This is a genomic window from Corynebacterium riegelii (assembly GCF_001263755.1).
Lineage (GTDB): Bacteria > Actinomycetota > Actinomycetes > Mycobacteriales > Mycobacteriaceae > Corynebacterium > Corynebacterium riegelii.
The window spans coordinates 864,096-881,121 of the sequence record NZ_CP012342.1; the positions used below are offsets into that span (position 1 = coordinate 864,096).

General features: G+C 58.3%; 17 protein-coding genes, 1 tRNA gene and 1 pseudogene. 7 read left to right on the forward strand and 12 right to left on the reverse strand.

What is annotated here, in order from left to right; all coding sequences use genetic code 11:
• Position 1 precedes the first annotated feature (1 nt).
• Both AK829_RS04125 and AK829_RS04130 read left to right on the forward strand, forming a co-directional pair.
• Positions 2-514 (forward strand): type III secretion system chaperone family protein, encoded by a 513-nt coding sequence (locus tag AK829_RS04125; RefSeq protein ID WP_052204523.1) that lies wholly within the window; start codon positions 2-4, stop codon positions 512-514.
• Between the two features lie 5 nt (positions 515-519).
• Positions 520-1,002, forward strand: a complete 483-nt coding sequence (locus AK829_RS04130; RefSeq protein ID WP_052204525.1) for a hypothetical protein — start codon at positions 520-522, stop codon at positions 1,000-1,002.
• Here AK829_RS04130 and leuD read toward each other — a convergent pair.
• Positions 977-1,573 carry a 3-isopropylmalate dehydratase small subunit gene (gene leuD, locus AK829_RS04135; RefSeq protein ID WP_052204528.1) on the reverse strand — a complete coding sequence of 199 codons (597 nt, stop codon included), beginning with the start codon at positions 1,571-1,573 and terminating at the stop codon, positions 977-979. The two genes, AK829_RS04130 and leuD, sit on opposite strands and share 26 nt — an antisense overlap.
• 15 nt (positions 1,574-1,588) lie before the next feature.
• Positions 1,589-3,022 carry a 3-isopropylmalate dehydratase large subunit gene (gene leuC / locus AK829_RS04140; RefSeq protein ID WP_052206368.1) on the reverse strand — a complete coding sequence of 478 codons (1,434 nt, stop codon included), beginning with the start codon at positions 3,020-3,022 and terminating at the stop codon, positions 1,589-1,591.
• A gap of 25 nt (positions 3,023-3,047) precedes the next feature.
• Here leuC and AK829_RS04145 point away from each other — a divergent pair, with 25 nt between their 5' ends.
• On the forward strand, positions 3,048-3,758 hold the full coding sequence (locus tag AK829_RS04145; protein ID WP_052204531.1) for an IclR family transcriptional regulator: 711 nt from the start codon (positions 3,048-3,050) through the stop codon (positions 3,756-3,758).
• Between the two features lie 37 nt (positions 3,759-3,795).
• On the opposite strand, the gene AK829_RS04150 is transcribed toward AK829_RS04145, so the two are convergent.
• Positions 3,796-4,365 carry an HD domain-containing protein gene (locus AK829_RS04150; protein WP_052204533.1) on the reverse strand — a complete coding sequence of 190 codons (570 nt, stop codon included), beginning with the start codon at positions 4,363-4,365 and terminating at the stop codon, positions 3,796-3,798.
• Positions 4,366-4,497: 132 nt separating this feature from the next.
• Here AK829_RS04150 and AK829_RS04155 point away from each other — a divergent pair, with 132 nt between their 5' ends.
• A complete protein-coding gene (locus AK829_RS04155; RefSeq protein WP_052204534.1) occupies positions 4,498-5,100 on the forward strand; it encodes a hypothetical protein in 603 nt (200 codons plus the stop codon).
• A 371-nt stretch (positions 5,101-5,471) separates the two neighbouring features.
• Positions 5,472-5,672: a CPBP family glutamic-type intramembrane protease gene (locus AK829_RS04160; RefSeq protein WP_052204535.1), complete on the forward strand. Its 201-nt coding sequence runs from the start codon at positions 5,472-5,474 to the stop codon at positions 5,670-5,672.
• Here AK829_RS04160 and AK829_RS04165 read toward each other — a convergent pair.
• Together AK829_RS04165 and AK829_RS12850 are read right to left on the reverse strand one after the other, a co-directional pair.
• Positions 5,669-6,079: a hypothetical protein gene (locus tag AK829_RS04165; RefSeq protein WP_052204537.1), complete on the reverse strand. Its 411-nt coding sequence runs from the start codon at positions 6,077-6,079 to the stop codon at positions 5,669-5,671. The genes AK829_RS04160 and AK829_RS04165 overlap by 4 nt on opposite strands.
• A gap of 471 nt (positions 6,080-6,550) precedes the next feature.
• On the reverse strand, positions 6,551-6,676 hold the full coding sequence (locus tag AK829_RS12850; RefSeq protein WP_269090331.1) for a hypothetical protein: 126 nt from the start codon (positions 6,674-6,676) through the stop codon (positions 6,551-6,553).
• 694 nt (positions 6,677-7,370) lie between these two features.
• Between AK829_RS12850 and AK829_RS04180 the strand changes: the two genes are divergently transcribed.
• A complete protein-coding gene (locus tag AK829_RS04180) occupies positions 7,371-7,634 on the forward strand; it encodes a hypothetical protein (protein WP_052204542.1) in 264 nt (87 codons plus the stop codon).
• Positions 7,635-7,920: 286 nt separating this feature from the next.
• Here the strand turns inward: AK829_RS04180 and AK829_RS12115 are convergent.
• From AK829_RS12115 to AK829_RS12120, 4 genes and pseudogenes are all read right to left on the reverse strand, one after another.
• A pseudogene (locus tag AK829_RS12115) lies at positions 7,921-9,182 on the reverse strand (IS3 family transposase).
• Between the two features lie 211 nt (positions 9,183-9,393).
• Complete coding sequence (locus AK829_RS12405; RefSeq protein WP_157045287.1) at positions 9,394-9,576, reverse strand: hypothetical protein; 183 nt, start codon at positions 9,574-9,576, stop codon at positions 9,394-9,396.
• Between the two features lie 643 nt (positions 9,577-10,219).
• Entirely contained in the window at positions 10,220-10,666 is a 447-nt protein-coding gene (locus tag AK829_RS04210) for a hypothetical protein (RefSeq protein WP_052204549.1), read from the reverse strand.
• A 591-nt stretch (positions 10,667-11,257) separates the two neighbouring features.
• Positions 11,258-11,644 (reverse strand): hypothetical protein, encoded by a 387-nt coding sequence (locus tag AK829_RS12120; protein WP_232297749.1) that lies wholly within the window; start codon positions 11,642-11,644, stop codon positions 11,258-11,260.
• Positions 11,645-12,341: 697 nt separating this feature from the next.
• Here AK829_RS12120 and AK829_RS04215 point away from each other — a divergent pair.
• Positions 12,342-13,568, forward strand: a complete 1,227-nt coding sequence (locus tag AK829_RS04215) for an IS1249 family transposase (protein ID WP_083439740.1) — start codon at positions 12,342-12,344, stop codon at positions 13,566-13,568.
• Positions 13,569-14,170: 602 nt separating this feature from the next.
• On the opposite strand, the gene AK829_RS04220 is transcribed toward AK829_RS04215, so the two are convergent.
• From AK829_RS04220 to AK829_RS04230, 3 genes are all read right to left on the reverse strand, one after another.
• Positions 14,171-14,243 (reverse strand) — tRNA-Glu (locus AK829_RS04220).
• A 74-nt stretch (positions 14,244-14,317) separates the two neighbouring features.
• Complete coding sequence (locus tag AK829_RS04225; RefSeq protein ID WP_052204551.1) at positions 14,318-15,415, reverse strand: ABC transporter ATP-binding protein; 1,098 nt, start codon at positions 15,413-15,415, stop codon at positions 14,318-14,320.
• Between the two features lie 2 nt (positions 15,416-15,417).
• A complete protein-coding gene (locus AK829_RS04230) occupies positions 15,418-17,025 on the reverse strand; it encodes an ABC transporter permease (protein WP_052206371.1) in 1,608 nt (535 codons plus the stop codon).
• Position 17,026 lies beyond the last annotated feature (1 nt).

Below are 17,026 nucleotides of genomic sequence, written 5' to 3' on the forward strand. Positions count from 1 at the left end.
TATGACTGATACCGTCACCAGCCCCGTCGCTGGACCACTGGAGCCGCTAACCCAAGAGCGCCTAGAAGCGCAGCTTAGCGGACTGAACTTGCAGCACTTCCGGAATGAAGAGGGGCTGACCGTAACGGCTTTTCCCGGCATGGCGTGCTTTTTCGAGTTTGCTGAGATTGGCTGCAAGATCACCACGCGCTGGTTGGGTCTGATCGAATCTGAGGAAGACACCGCAACCGTGCGTCTGCGCGCCAATGAGCTCAACCGCTTCATGCCACTTGTGCGCACCCACCCCATTACGCGCTCCGATAACTCCACCATCGTGCTGTTAGAGGCGCCGCTGTTTGCACCGCACGGGGTTACGGATGGCCAACTCAAGGCCATGCTGCAGTTCTACTTCTCCACCATCCATGACCTGCAGAGGGACCTGCGCAAGACTCTGCCGCACATCGCGGATGAGATGCCACCTACCGGTGGAAGCGAAACCACCGACGCAGACACGACCGGAACAACGGAGGCTTAAGCACCATGGCAACTGAGACACCCGAGACTACTGAGACGTTTACCCCGCTATCGTTTGAGCGCGCCACCAAGGCTTTTGATGAGCTTGGCTGGCAGTATGACGCCAACGAAAAAACCCAGACGTTGCAGACTGGGTTTAGCGGCATTGGCATGCAGGTGAAGTTCCTCGCCCCGAACGTGATCGTGGCAACCACCGTGGCCGTTGACGCGGTCAAGGCGGACCGCTTCGAGAAACTTATGGCGTGGGCGCGCGACTACAACCTCAACAACGCCTACCCTTCGGTCTCTGCATTTCAGGACAAGGAAAATGACCTAGCAGCCCTTGGCGTGGCGTACACCATGCCGGGCTACTGGGATTACACCGAAGAGCAGTTCCGCGCGCACCTGACCAGCGCCATCGACGGGGTGGTCAACACCTGCTTGGCCTTCTTAGAGACGTTCGCCCCCGACGTGCACCAGCAAGTTACTCAGGCACAACAGCAGGCTTAAACGACGGGCGCGACGCCTCGTAGGAGGCAATCGCCTCCTCGTTGCGAAGCGTCAGCCCAATATCGTCCAGGCCTTCCATGAGACGCCAACGCGTGTAGTCATCGATGTCAAAGGTGTAGGTGTTCTCCCCCACCGTGACCGTGCGGTCTTCCAGTGAGACGGTGACCTCAAGGCCTGGCTGCTGCTCAAGCTGCTTCCAAATCAGCTCAATGTCGGATTCGCTCATGATGCCTGCGAGCAGACCGGCCTTGCCGGAGTTGCCGCGGAAAATATCCGCAAAGCGTGGGCTGAACACGGCACGGAAACCGTAATCCATGAGCGCCCAGACAGCGTGCTCACGCGAGGAGCCGGTGCCGAAATCCTCGCCGGCGAACAGGACGGAGCCGTTCTTAAACGCATCCTGGTTGAGCACAAAGTCTGCCTCGTTTTCGCGCCAGTTGGAAAACAGACCATCCTCAAAACCGGTGCGAGATACGCGCTTGAGGTAGCGCGCCGGAATGATCTGGTCAGTGTCTACGTTGGTACGGGTCAGCGGCACGCCGACGCCGACGTGGGTGGTGAATTTCTCCATGGTTGAAATCTCCTTCTACAGGTCAGCGGGGCTTGCAAGGTGGCCGGTCACCGCGGTAGCTGCGGCGACCAGTGGGGAAACCAGGTGGGTGCGTCCACCCGGTCCTTGACGGCCTTCGAAGTTGCGGTTGGAGGTAGACGCGGAGCGCTCCCCCGGTGCGAGTTGATCCGGGTTCATGCCCAAGCACATGGAGCAGCCGGCGGTACGCCATTCAGCACCGAACTCGGTGAAGATTACGTCGAGACCTTCCTCCTCTGCCTGCTGCTTGACCATGGTGGAAGACGGCACAACGAGCATGCGAGTGCCTTCCGCGATGGTGCGGCCCTTCACCACCTCGGCAGCAGCACGCAAGTCCTCAATACGGGCGTTGGTGCAAGAGCCGAGGAAGACCGTATCGATTGCGATCTCACGCAGCGGGGTGCCCGGCATCAGGTCCATGTACTTCAGCGCCTTGGCTGCAGCCTGCTTGGAGGCCTCATCACCAAAGTCCTCCGGATCCGGCACATTCGCACCAAGCGGCAGGCCCTGGCCCGGGTTGGTGCCCCAGGTGACAAAGGGGGTCAGGCTGGAGCCGTCGATCTCTACGACGGTGTCAAAGGTTGCGCCCTCATCAGTCGGCAGCGTCTTCCAGTACTCCACCGCTGCGTCCCAGTCCGCACCCTTGGGCGCAAACTCGCGGCCCTTGACGTATGCAAACGTCTTCTCATCCGGCGCCACCATGCCGGCGCGTGCGCCAGCTTCGATGGACATGTTGCAGATAGTCATGCGTGCTTCCATTGAGAGCTTCTCAATGGCTTCACCGCGGTACTCAATGATGTGGCCTTGGCCGCCTCCGGTGCCAATCTTGGCAATGATGGCCAAGATCAGGTCCTTGGCGGTGACCCCTTCGGCCAGCTCGCCGGTGACCTCAATCGCCATCGTCTTAAAAGGCTTCAGCGACAACGTCTGGGTGGCCATGACGTGCTCCACCTCGGACGTACCAATGCCCATGGCGATAGAACCAAACGCGCCGTGGGTGGAGGTGTGCGAGTCACCGCACACGATGGTCATGCCCGGCTGCGTGATGCCAAGCTGCGGGCCAACGGTGTGCACAATGCCTTGCTTTACGTCACCCATTGGGTGCAGGCGCACGCCAAACTCTTCGCAGTTCTTCCGCAGTGTTTCCACCTGGGTACGCGACGTAGGCTCGGAGATCTCCAGCAGGTTGCCGCTGATAATGCCTTCCGTTGGCACGTTGTGGTCTTCCGTAGCCAGGTGCAGCTCCGGGTGACGCATGGTGCGTCCGCTCATGCGCAGGCCGTCAAACGCCTGCGGTGAGGTAACCTCGTGCAGGAGCTGGAAGTCAATGTAGATGAGGTCAGGCTCACCGTTTTCGCCCTTGGTCACGACGTGGTCGCGCCACACTTTCTCGGCCAGTGTCAGCGGTGTTGTAGCCGAGGTTTCAGCCATAGCATTCTCCTTCTCCGATTCCAGCATGCGAGATGCTACTATCCATGATGTGAGACAGTATAGCGAAGACTCGGGCATCAAGGTTCTCGACCGCTCCGTAGCCATCATCCGCGCGGTAAGCAGGGGCGATAAGACCCTGGCCGCACTCAGCACCGACACAGGCCTGCCGCGCGCCACCGCGCACCGCATTGCCACCGCTCTCGAAGTGCATCACATCCTTGCACGCACCGAGCAAGGCGCGTGGACCATCGGTCCAGCACTTGCACGTTTTTCCACAGGCACCTCGCCCCACCTCATCGGCGCAGCTACACCCGTGATGCGCGACTTAGTTGCCGCAACTGGTGAATCGGTGCAGCTCTACGAGCTCACGGGCGATACCCGCACGTGCATCGCCGCCGAGGAACCCGATTCCGGCTTGCACAATGTGGTGCCGGTCGGCTCGCGGCTTTCACTTTCCGCCGGCTCTGCCGCCCGCGTCTTTGCAGCACATTCGCCTATCGACACCCCATTTGACCCCGCCGACCTCGAACAAGTCCGCGCCGACGGCTATGCGGAGTCCGTCGCCGAACGCGAAGTGGGCCTGGCTTCAGTCTCCACCCCAATCTTCCAGCCCGACGGCGCACTGGTCGCGGTGTTGTCTATCTCCGGCCCTGCAGAGCGCCTCAAGCCCTCACCCGCTGACAAATGGGGCAAGGACCTGTTGGCTGCCCGAAAGCAGCTCGAAGCCGCGCTGTAGGCCTGTCCCTGCGGCTGCGCCACCCAGCGGCTTCGCGTTAGAGCGCGCGCAGCTCGCGCACTCGGAACCCAAGCTCTTCTACAAGTGCGTTTCCGGGTAGGCGCTGCTGCGCTACCTGATAAATCGCGCCGTACCACCACTGCTGGCGTTCCTTGCCAGAGTTGAAGCGAAGCCACAGCTCCTCGCCGATTGCTTGGTGGTCCGCCAGGATGGACAGCAAGTTGTGCAGCTTATCCGCTGCGGAGACCAGCACGCTGCCTTCTTCCGCCTGTTCAAGGTGAGCCAGGTAGGCATCGGCGCGCTCCTGCCAGCCCGACAATGTGTCATCCTTGGTCACGCCCTGGACCAGTGTGAGTACACGCGGTCCGAAGTCCTGCTCCATCTGCTCCGCCGAGTACTCCTCAGGCACATCTTCCAAAATGTCGTGGAAGAGTCCTGCAATGAGCACGTCTTCATCATCAGTCACCTGTGACAGCAAATGCATGACACCGAACACGTGAGAGACGTAAGGAATTTCCGTGCCTTTGCGCACATGCCCGCGGTGCGCCCACGCAGCGATGTTGATTGCTTGGATAAGCCGCGGGGATGCGGTGAAGGTTTCGGCCATATGTAAGACCCCTTTCTTTTCGGGAACATACACAAGTCTAAGAACGCACGACACACACCTCATACAGCGAGGGCTCATGTGTTCGAATACTGTGGTTTTGGCAGTTACGCCCCTGTATACGAGGATGAGACTATGACCAAAAAGCTCCTGTCTGTTGTCAGTGCGCTCGTCCTAGTTGTCGCTTTGCTGGGCGGCGGGTTCCTGCTGGGTTCGTCGAATTTTCTCGGCTCTCCGGTACAAACTGTCACTGAAACGGACAGCTCGGAGGTGATTCATGCGGTGGAGCGTCGTGAAGAAATCGTGCTGGTCTCCACTGCTACCCAGGGTCTGCACACCACCGAAAACGCTGCGAAGCTGTTCAAATGGGGCATCCCCGGCAGCCAAAAGGTAAACATCCTCCAATACCAGTTCACCGCCAAGCTGGGGATTGACGGCAAGGACGTACACATCGAGGAGGTTGCTCCCGATCACTTCAAGCTGACGATTCCACCCTTTAAGTTCCTTGGCTTCTCGGACCCAGAGTTCAAGACTGTGCATGAACATGGCAAGGTGTTGAGCTTCGTTACAGCAGATATTGATGTCGCGGAAGGCATCAACGAGGTACTGAATGAGGAGAAGCGTGAGGAACACATCCAGATGAACCTTGAGCTGCTGAAGGATCAGGCTGAGAACTTCTACGGGGGCATCATCCACGCCGTTGATCCCGACGCCACGGTTGAGTTCGAGTTCCAGTAATTCGCCGTTAATCCCCCTAGCCTGAATGCATCAACTTTGATTTCGTACCCGGTCATCATGAAAGAAAGAGCCACCACCTCCCTCGACCAGGCTAGGCGATGAGCTGTCGTCCGACCGTGCAAAGGACGCCAGGGTATATAAATGAATCTTCATTCTTAGTGGTACTGCGGCGAGAAGCCCACCTATCCGCCCCATCCATACGTCCAAGTGCTTGCAGTCGACAGGCTCGTATTCACGTGCTCCATCGAGCGCTCTCATGACGTGCGATAGTCCGTCATAAACCACTTTTCCAGCCCACGCAGCACCCGAATGATGAAGCAGCAGCTACCGGATACTCACGACACTGTTACTAAATAGCCGGTCGCAACATCATGCCCGCGGCCGCCAGCGTGCTGCTCTCATCGCTCGTGTTAGGTCTCGCGCATGTCGCGCCGGCTGCGATCGTCTACACGTTCTTCGCTGGCCTGTCCTTCGCCCTGGTCACCCGGTGGCACCGCTCACTGTGGGCCGGTGTCATCCTGCACATATGTAACAACGTGCTGGTTCAGATCATTGTGATGGTGGGCATCTAACTCCGTTTCTTGCTGACCAAAGCCATAAGAAAGGCAACGGCCACGACGACGAGCCCCAACGGAATCAAGAAAATGAAGAGATTAATGATCGGCAGCGCCTGACCCGCCTGCACTTCTTCCCACGAGGCAAGCGCTGTCGAACCGAACCCGATGAGCAGCATTGCGCCACCCACCAAGGCTGTAACCAAAACGCCGGTGCCCACTGGCTCCCTGCGTGAGACCACGAGAAGGTACACACCAAGGACACCAATCCACGCGGTAACCAACGTCGCTCCCACCGCCATAGTCACCGCGCTGATCGCCGACCAGTACTCCGGATCATCAATGACGCTGTTGAGCAACACCGTCAGTACTGGAATGCCTATCGCGCCGGCGAGCAAGCTTCCAAGAATCGCTTCAGGTTTCATAGGCAAAAGCCTAGCTGCATCCTTCCGTGCGCCCGTTCAGTTAACGAGACACAGCTCACCTTCCCCATTACCCGCATGGCAAAAGCCGAACCTTGGAGAGAAACATGAATCCAGCTTCCATCGCAGCCAAAATCACCGTTCTTCTCACCTCCGCCGCCCTGCTGAGCTCATGAAGCCTGGGCGATTCCGACGATGCCGCCGACTCCGCCGAATCTGACAACGTCCAGGCTTCGGAAGACTCCTCTCAGTCCGACACCAAGGGCATGCAGCGCGTCCAAGAAGGCCGCATCTCTATCGAGCTTCCAGAAGGCTGGACCGAGAACCCCAACTTCAAGCCCACCATGAACGGATTCACCACATCATAGGCCAATGACCAAGAAAACCCCACGGACATCGCCCGTATGAGCTCCAACCAAGGGCAGGGCTCCACCGCCATGGCAACCATGGGCTACTTCGAAGCGAACGCCATGTTCAGCACCACACGGCAAAGAGTTTGAACTCGGCGAATCCCGCGATCTCAAGATCAAAAACGCTGATGAAGCCAAGCTGAACACCTGGACCACCAACGGCTCCAAAGGTGAGACCGTCAAGGCGCATGGGTATTCGTCTCCTCCGGCGCCGATGGTGCCGCTGGCCTCGAGATCGCGGCCACCACTTTGTCCGATAAAGAGATCGAGAAGATCATCGACTCGGTCGAATTCAACCCGGACGAATACGACCGCAGCGCCGAACCCCACGAATCGACCACTGCAAACCAGATCTGTACCACGCAAGAGCTTTAGGGATGTGAGGGAAAGTACTTGCGTGCTGGTGCTGAATTTCTCCGCCACTGTGCACTCCGCGTACAGCACAACTGCTGCCTTTTACCGCTAAATCCTCCTCTGGAGGCTCCGCGAACTATCGCGCACCCCTACTCCAACGCCCGAGGCATCTGCACCAGCTCTGATTAAAGGCCTACCAAGCTGATGAGTCCATCGTACGGGCCCAGAACCGCATGGCCGAGAATCAAAACATGAGGGCTCCCGAGAAGCGCTCGCTTATCACGATGGTAAAGCCAGACCCGACCTTTTGGTTTCCGGTTTATGCCATCGGCTTCGCGTATCTGATGGCGTGGATTGTGACGGACATCCGCTTCCTATCGTTCCAAGACACGAAGCGTGCATTGTGCTTGCTGCTTGCCCTCGCAGCACTCGCTTCCCCGCTATGCCCGGGAAAAGCGAGCAGCAGTGCAGGCCTTCCAGATTGCTAATGCTGACGGTTTTTTCCTGCGAACCAGGCATCACCGGAACGAATGGCAGCGGTTATTGCACACATCGAAAACCACCGCGCGAACACGGTTTCCGATGCGCTGCATCTGTACATCGTTGAACGGCTCCAAAAGCAGCAGACCGAAGAACTTCGCGCTCACAACGCTGCGATGCGCCAAGAGCAAGCCGCGCAAAACGCCGCCATTCGGTGTCAACAGCAACAAGCTCACCAGTACGCGCTATACAACCAGACCATGGACAACATGCTGGCCGGCTGGACAATCGACGACGGGCTCCGCGGCCGCTAAACCCACCTCCAACCCGAAAACACAGCCGACGCCTTGGAAAACAAGAATCCAACCCCCTGGTGTTCCACGGATTTGCTCCGGAAAAAGGAAACCCGCCGAGCAATGTCGGCGGGTTTCCCAATATTTACGGTTTTTAACCCATCTTATGACCCTTAGTGTAAGACAGATCTTATGAAAAAGCAAACTATCGATTCTCTCGTGGAAGCCTTGTCGGATCCTCGATTTGAAACATATAAAGCACGGGCAGGAAATGATTGGATCGGCCTGACTTTTTGAGAGTGGCGTGTTACGCGGCGTGAAGGCCTGCGTGGTTTTCTCGTTGGTAGTTGGTGTAGTGCTCGATCGGCGGGATATGCCCGAGCGAGGAATGCAACCGCTCGTGATTATACCAGTGGACCCATCCGGCTGTGGCGCGTTCCACCTCACTCCAGTTCGTCCACGTCCCCGCTTCGAAATCAATGAGTTCTGACTTGTACAGCCCGATCGTTGACTCCATCAGACCGTTGTCGTAGGCGTCGCCGACGGTGCCGATGGACCCGTCCATTTGGTGGACGGCCAGCAGTCGGCGGAGATCTGTGGAGGTGTACTGTGAGCCCGCATCCGAGTGATGGATCACCCCGGCCGAATCAAAGTACGGGTCCTGGCGCTGGCGTATCGCCAGTGCCTGTCGCAGCGCACGGATGACCAAAGATTTCGTGGCTCGGGTGTCCACGACATACGCCCTGCGCTAGGATCTCACGGGTGAACACGTCGGTGACAAAAGCCACGTAGCTGAAACCGCAACTGGTGTGCACATACGTGAAATCCGCGACCCACCACTGATCGGGACGCTGAGCCTGCGACCAGGCCCGTTGAATACGATCCGGGAAACGCTCGGCGGAGGGATCAGCAACGGTGGTGCGTGTGGTCTTGCGTCGGAGTACACCCGCGATTCCAAGGATATTCATGAGGCGTTGCACCTGGTCACGGCCGATGTTCCAGCCTGCCCGGTGGGCGGCTTTCCATAGTTTTCGTCGCCCGTAACCCGCCGATTGGCCCGCCACAGCTCAAAGAGCCGGTGCGCGGTGTAAGCCTCATCCAGCTCGGCAGGGGTGGGCCCGAAACCACGGGCCTGGAAGCGGTAGAACGTTGCTGGTGAAATAGCGTATTCATGCTCATTGAGCACGCGGCACATCCGCTCGATGGAATACAGGTGCCGGTGAGTGCGGAGGAAGTCCACAATCACTTTAGTTTGCGGTCGAGCTCCGCCTGGGCGAAAAAAGCTGAGGCCAGTTTCAGGATCTCGTTGGCTTCTTTGAGCCGGGCATTTTCCTTGCGCAGGGTGATAAGTTCCGCGTCTTTCTCGGCATCGGATTGCTCGACGGCGGCGTCTACCTTCTTCTCTTCTGCGCGTACCCAGTTGCGGATAGTCGATGTTTTGATGCCGATGACAGCTTCGACAGCGCGTAGTGCGGCTGCCTTGGATGAAGCGCCGTCAGCGAGCTCCTCGAAATACAGGCGCACCGCCCGCTGGCGGGTCTCCTGGTCGTAAGGGCTGATAGCCATGATGTTCCTCCTGTGTTACATCATGCCCTCTCACCAACCCAGGCCGGTTTACTGCCCTGCGCTAGCCGTCGTCCTCCAACACGTTCCAAACCACTGCTGGCTCATGGCTACGCTTGCCGGCCCTCATATGCTTGCGCGTGCTAGCGCCGGGTTGGCTGCGTCGCATATGCTCACAGCATATGCTGGTCACGCTGCATATGGTACGTTCGACTGGTTAGTTGAGCCACTCCCGACGTCGCTTCAAGTTGGCAAACCACTCGTCACTTTCCGCCTTGCTTAGCCGGCCCTCCACCATTGCTTGGCTCGGCAGAACGTCTTTCCACGCTTCTTTCAGCTCCATCGGAACCGGCAAGAGGATTGTCCCGCCTTTCGCGCTGATGGGTCGCAAGTCGTTCACAACCGTCCCGATTTTGAACTCGTCCTCCGCGATTTGCCGGCTGTACCCGCTGGCAACAGTGCGCCACTCGTTCCCGTTGCCATACCCGTAGTGCTTCGACTTCAAGTACCGCGCCCGGTCAAACTTGTGCTCGATGGACCACTTCCCTAGTTCCGTGTCGTGTACCGCGACACCCCAGTTTTCAAGAGCGAAAAGCGAGGAAGTGAAAACCCCTCGGAGCTAAGAGGGCCGGTTTCCTGATTTAGCTCGGGGCACATTTTGAACGCGTCCGAGAGTTTGGCGGTACTGCTTAAATAGGGTGGAAAGCCCGCTAAAAGAGGCGTGAGGCGGCTATTACCACTCCGATTATCATCAGCCCCGCGCCGAAGCTAGATGAAGCCACGACGACGCCTGGAGGTAAGGCGTAAACAATTGCCCCAACCGCGATGACCCCTGCAGAAGGGGCCGCCTTTTGATCTGGTTTCCAGCACAGATAGAGCATCAGAAGTGCTGTTACAGCGAAAAGGACGGCTCCAGAGGCCGAAAAACCCTTTGAAACAATCACGTAAACGCCAGCCCCCAGGACCGAGACTAGCGCTAGCGCCATAGCTAATCGACGCCCCTTGGACTTTTGTGTGAGCAGCGAGTCTTTCACTTTTTCAGACTAACTGCACTTCTCTTGGGGAGCTCGTTCCCATCCGATGTTGAGCGCTTGACTGAGGTCGTAGCAAGTTTGATCGGACAGGATCCGGTTATTGCCAGCAATTTTGTTCCAGGCGGCTGTGGCCGCCATGGAACAGCCGGCTCCCCACCATGGTCCGGCAAAAACCGAGCACAATGCGCCAGCAAATCCAGAGGCGCCCAGGGACCAAAACTCAGCGCCGGTCATGTAAACCCGCGGACCCCAGTCCCACTCAAAGTTGATGAACGGCACAATCGTTCCCGGCTCGGGCGGGAGAATCACGTCGTATTCGATGACTACCCCATTGGCATCTTCAAGGCGGTAGGTCTCCACCGTATAACCGTGTTCGCTCCGCTCGTCAGATTTAACGAATCCGGCGTCGACAAGCAGTGCGCGACGTTCTTCGGGAGCTTTAGGAAGCTCCGGCATCCCTTCCAATTCCTGAACGACCTGCTCATCCTGGGCGATCTTGAGAGCCTTATCGACTGTCGGTTCTGCGCTCGCTGCGCCCGGAAAAGAAACTAGGAGTGCTGCTGTGGCAGCAGAAGCAAAAATGTTGCGTAAACACTTTTTTCCTCATAGAAATCCTCAAATCAAATGATTGAATCATCAAGATTTATTTGCGATGGAACGTTTTCTATCGTCGCATAAGTGAGACGTTTCCGCAGCGGAACAGATAGAAATTTGTTGAATACCATATGCCTGACACATACCCCGCATACGCCACCGCTGCCCACTGTCCTCGAACGCTTAACGATGGCGGCGCAGGGCTGGTCTTGCCACTCGCGTATGCCTATCGCATACCGTGTTCATTGTGTACGCGATATACATTGATTGATATAACGTCGAGGCGTCCAGTTCTTTTCAACCCACGCGAGCTTCCACCATTCTGTAAACATCGTTTACAGAATGGTGCGGAAGGCTTAGCGCATCTCTGTTATGTCCATAGGGTTTTTGGACATGGAGTCCGGTCTCTTTTTGGACACGGACTCCATGGTGTTCTTGGACCCTTCTAGCGGCTCATGGTTGTAGCCTGCGTTTCGGCCGGGGTTTGGATAGGTTCGGGTTCATCTGCGGTGGTCGGCGATGTTTCATTCCTTCGACGAGGTTGATGTTGACCTGACCACCTGCTGGTCTGTGGCTTAACGTGATCGGCAGTGGCACGCTGAAGAGGAATTCACCATCGTGGGCCGTGTAGAACTCCGCAATGTTATCGACTGTGACCGTGGAGTAGAGTCTGCGATTTTTAAACCTCAGGCCAATGTAGAGACCGAAGCCGCACACGCGTACAACGCCATCTTTGCTCACACAGAGCTGGTCTGGGATGCCCCAATAGTTTGTTGAATTTGTCGTAGGCACCGTTAACGTAGGGGCATCGGTGGGAGGTACGCCTTGCTGAGCTGCCATGTCATCGGTGCTGGCCTCGTGTGAAGTTGCCGCTTCCGCGGGGCCGTTTAGCATGTCGGATGCAGCTTGTGGATTGTGCGCCTGGTTATAGGCAACTACGCGGGCCCAGATCTGATCAGGATCGAGTGGATGCGTAGGCGACGGTGCCTTTGGGGATCGGCGGAAGGCTCTTGAACTATACCTATGGAATATCGACATGTCGAGGGCTGTGGCCGCAACTACAGGCATGGTTGAAGTACAGCTCCGCAACTCAATTGACCAAGCGCTCACCGATTGGAATACAAAACAAGAAGTGACTACGCCGGGACGGGTTAACTCTTATTCAGCAGGTTGGCTGACGGATCCCGCACCAAGATTAGCCCAGATCATAAACCGCCCAGGAAAGCGTCCGCTCTGGAAGTCAGCGCTCCCAGCCTTGAAGGACGAACATGGAAACTTCAAAAAACCAATAACCCAGTATACGCACGATGACCTAGTCGCAGGGTTAACCTTTGGGTCGTGGACCTACCTGCTCCCCCAGCCCAACACTATGGGGGTTAAGCGACAAAATGTGTGCTTTTTTGGATATGAATTCCCGGTCCTGCCTGGGCCTACGGCGGGAGAGTGCTCGTTGAATCGGGATTCCCGACCATAGACCGGAAGGTCCACCACTTCAGGCGTTGGATGTGCTACGACAGCAAGCTGTTAAACCAGCTGCATGCCAACTCAACACAGGAAGAGAAAACACAACAGGCCCCTATGTCCGGCATGCGAGCACACCGCCACGAAAATGGGCACCACCTCCAGCGGAAAACAGCGATGGCGCTGTACACACTGCGGGCACACCTTCACCAACCCGAACACGGCTAAGACCAGCGCATATCGGTTTGCCATCTTCATCGACTGGATCACCGGCCAGCGTCCCCTCGACGCTGTGGCTGCTGCACACAACGTCTCCAGGCGCACATTGATCCGCTGGTTCACCTACTTCTGGTTCATCATCGTCCCATGCAAACCAGACCCGTACCGCGTCTACGACCAGCTGTTTATTGACGGCACCTACTTCCACAAAAAATGCCTGCTTGTCGCTGCAACCAGCGAACACGTCGTTGCCTGGCACTGGTGCACACGAGAAACCGCCTACGACTACGCCAAACTCTTCGACCTGATCGCCGAACCCCTAGTCGTGACCACAGACGGCTCCGGTGGCGCAAACAAGGCCATCAAACAATGCTGGCCAAACGCCTCCATCCAACGCTGCCTCGTCCACGTACGCCGCGACACCATCAAAGACACCACACGCCAACCAACAATCACCGCGCACAAAGCACTCCTTCGCCTCGGCAACCAGCTAACCCACATCACCACCCGTGACCAGGCAATTACCTGGGTACTTCGCCTCAACCGCTTCCATGACCTCTACGGTGACTGGCTCAAACAACGCACCTACCGCAACCAAGTCGCCCCAGAAGAGATCCCAAAACGCATCCGCGACAACCAGCAATGGTGGTACACCCACCCCAGAGCCCGCAGAGCCTACCGCCGGTTCGAGCGTCTCTACCAACAAGGCCACCTCTTCGTCTGGCTCAACCCACCACACCGCACCACAACCGAGCTGAAGACCACCACAAACAGCCTGGAAGGCGGCATAAACGCACAGCTGAAACACCTTGCCCGAGCCCACCGCGGCGCATTTGACGAACATCAACGAATCATCATGGACTGGTGGCTCTACCTGCACACCCAACACCACGATGACCCGCTGGCGCTAGCAATCGAGCAAGACTTCGGCCGCAAAGGCTACGCACACGCCCGCCAGGCACACATGCGTGAACGCGACCAAGCCAACTCACCCGACGGCCGGCCGAAAGTCTACGACACCGGCATCGACACCGACTTCAACCCCTCCTGGGCCATCCGACACGGCTGGGCAGGACGCTCATGACCCCAGCACAGCACCCCGGGCCCGGCCCATTCCAACCCCCGAAAAGCACACATTTTGTCACTTAAATCGACACGCCGAGAAAAGCACACATTTTGTCGCTTAACCCCACTATGGAGACTAATCCCCGAAGATACTTATGGGAACACGCCCTTAAGCACAGTTTCTCCGCAAGGAACAGTAGGGGGCACGATCACGAGAGCCACACGGTTATCTACCACTGGGCCAATACTGTCCGACACGCTCGCAATAGAGCAAACCATTTGGAACCACTCTTGGACCATAGGGAGGTCATCTGGTTCCACAGAGCATCACTTCGGCTGTTGACTTCAATGAATCCAGCTGCAGCGTCTTGGCTTGCAGGCCAGAATTACATCCCGTCCACATTGAAAGCTCACCCTTTCTAAACCAAACGGTCCTGATGATGCGGGCTGATCATCACGGGCACTGCTGCACTGCGTCTAACTCCGGCAGTGTCGTTGCCATCGCCTCCGGCAAAATTTGAATCAGGCTTGGCTTCAACACCCCCGCGTACTTGTCGATTAACCCTCGTTTAACCCTAAAAACCCTCGACCCAGTGAGTCCGGATCGAGGGTTTTGCGTTGTACCCCGTACGGGATTTGAACCCGTGTTACCGCCGTGAGAGGGCGACGTCCTAGGCCGCTAGACGAACGGGGCGCGCTCGCTTTGTTTGCGACTTGCTAACAATAAAGGACACAGCAACCACGTAGCAAATCGCGAGGTCAACATGCCTAAAACACGAAAATGCGCTCCACGTTCATGCTGACTTGATCGCCAACCTCCGGCCGTGGGTTCAAGCCCATGCGTGCGCGGAACTCCACGCCATCTGCGTCCAACGTCACCGAATACCCGGTTACCTCAAACAGCACCGAGGTAATCACAGCGTTGCCGGCAGTGCCAGCGCCGCCAGTAGCCTCCGAGCCAACAGGTCCAACGCGTACATCTGCGGGCAGCACGGCAACAGTCACAGCGGCATCAGCAACAGCATCAGCCCCAGTGCCAATTCCTGTGTTGGTGGCGGGGTGGGTGGTGACGTTGGCGTCGTCAAGCAGCCAGCTCAACTGCGGCTTCTCACAGACCACCTGGCCTGCGCGCACCACGCCTTCGAGGATCGTGGCATCGGCCATAAAGGACGCAACCCAGGCCGTCGCCGGGCGCGTGACAACGGCGTCGGGGGTGTCGAATTGTTCGAGGCGGCCATCACGAAGCACGGCAATGCGATCTGCAATCGCGATCGCCTCCTTGCGGTCGTGCGTCACGTGCACCGTGGTCAGATGGTTGGTGCGAGTCAGCGCGACAAGTTCGCGGCGCAGCGCGTCACGTAAGGGTTCGTCAAGGGCGGACAGCGCTTCGTCTAAAAGCAGAAGCTTCGGGGATGCCACAATGGCACGCGCAAGAGCAACACGCTGGCGTTGACCACCCGACAAGGTGGCCGGCTTGCGGCGGGCAAAGCCATCCAGACCAACCGTGGCCAAGGTTGTTTCCACCAGCTGCTGCGCCTCCGCACGCGGGATGCCGGCGCGACGCAACGGATACGCCACGTTCTCCCCCACCGTCATGTGCGGCCACACCGCATGCTGCTGGAACACCATGCCCATGTGGCGCTTCTCCGGCGGTACGTGGGAAACGTCCTGGCCGTCGAGCTCGATCGTGCCGGCAGTCGGTTCGATAAAGCCCGCGATGGTGCGCAGTAGCGTGGTCTTGCCAGAGCCGGACGGACCTACGAGCGCGATGAACTCGCCGCTGGGAACGGTGAGGTTGATGTTCTCAAGGCCCACAGTGCCATCCGCGAACGTGACGCCGAGGTTGGAGATTGCAATGTTGCTCATCATCACTCCTTGCCGGATTTACGCACCGTGAACGCAAGCGCCGCAATGCCGATGATCATAAAGAGCAGGGCAAGCGCAGACGCCTGATTGTAGTTGCCGGACTGCTGCAGGTTGAACAACTGCACACCGATGGTGGTGCTGCCAGGCGCAACCAGCAGGATGGACACGGTCAGCTCGCGTACCGCTGTCACGGCGACCAGAACCGCACCTGAAATGACCGCCGGCAGTGCCATGCGCCCACTGGTGTCCCAAATGGCTCGCAGGCGCCCCGCACCGGAGATCTGCGCGGCTTCCTCCACCGCCGTCGGGATCTTCGCCAGCGGCGCGCGCACAGCCTGCAGCACCATGGCGCTGAATGCGCAGACGTAGGCTGCCAGGATCACCCAGCGGGTGTTATAGATGCCGGTGTAACGGCCCATGATCACCCAGCCCACGCCAATGATCAAGCCGGGCAGCGCGGCCGGCAACAGCGTGACCAAGCTCAGCGCCGTGTTGCTACGAGCGCGTGTGCGGGTCACCAGCACGCCGATCGCCCATCCCAGCAGACCACAGAGCAGTGCTGCGCCGAGTGCGAGCGTGACCGAGTTGCCAAAGCCTTCGCGCACGCGCGGGTTGGCAAGCATCGCAGCGAAGTTGTCTAGCGTGATGTTGTCCAACGTGAACGGCACACCGGGTGCTGGCAGGAGTGCACGGTAGGTCAGCCCCATGATCGGGCCCAGGGTAATGGCCAACGCCAGCGCCCACGCAGTGATGGTGACCGGCCAGGTGGCCTTGCCCAGAGTGAGCTTCATGGCGCCGCCGCCTTCAACGGTGGATGTGGCGCGCCCTGAGACCACGTAATCCGCCACCACGGCTGCAATGCCTAACAGCATCAAAAGCGCGCCGATGGTAGAAACCACCTGCAGTGGATTTCCTACGGTGCCGGACTCCATGAACCGGTAGACCATGGTGGCCAGCGTTTCAAAACGCACCGGCGAACCCAGAATGGACGGAATGCCGAAGTCCGCCAGGTTGGAAACCGCGGTAAGCGTAAACGCGGACAGTAGGGCGGGCACGAGCAGCGGAATGGTCACCGTGCGCAAGACTGTGGCGCTTCCTGCCCCGCCGATGCGCGCCGCTAACTCCAGGTCCGGCGGGATTGAGCGCAGCGCGGCGGCGACGATGACGTAGACCACGGGGTACGAGTGCAGCGTCATCAAGAAAATGATCCCGTCAGCACCGTAAATGTCCCACAAGGGCCGACCGAAGAACGCATTGAGTCCCTGGTTACGCCCGAAAAGCTGCAGCCAGGAGATCGCGCCGACAAACGGCGGCACCAGAAGTGGCGAGAGCAACAGCAGGCGCAACAGGCCTGTGCCCTTGACGTCGGTGCGCTCCAGCAACAGCGCAATGGCAGCACCGATGATCACAGCGCCGACTGCAGACGCGAGTGTGGTGTACACGGAATTCCACGTCGCTTTGCCCAAGCCTTGCTCCAGCAGCACCGGGATCTGGTTACCACCCAGCGCAAGGGAAATGACCAGGGCAAGCGGCGCGATGAACACCGCCGCGGCGATCAGCCACACCCCTATGCGGGCAAGGCTGATGCCAGGCGTTTTACGCGAAGCCAAC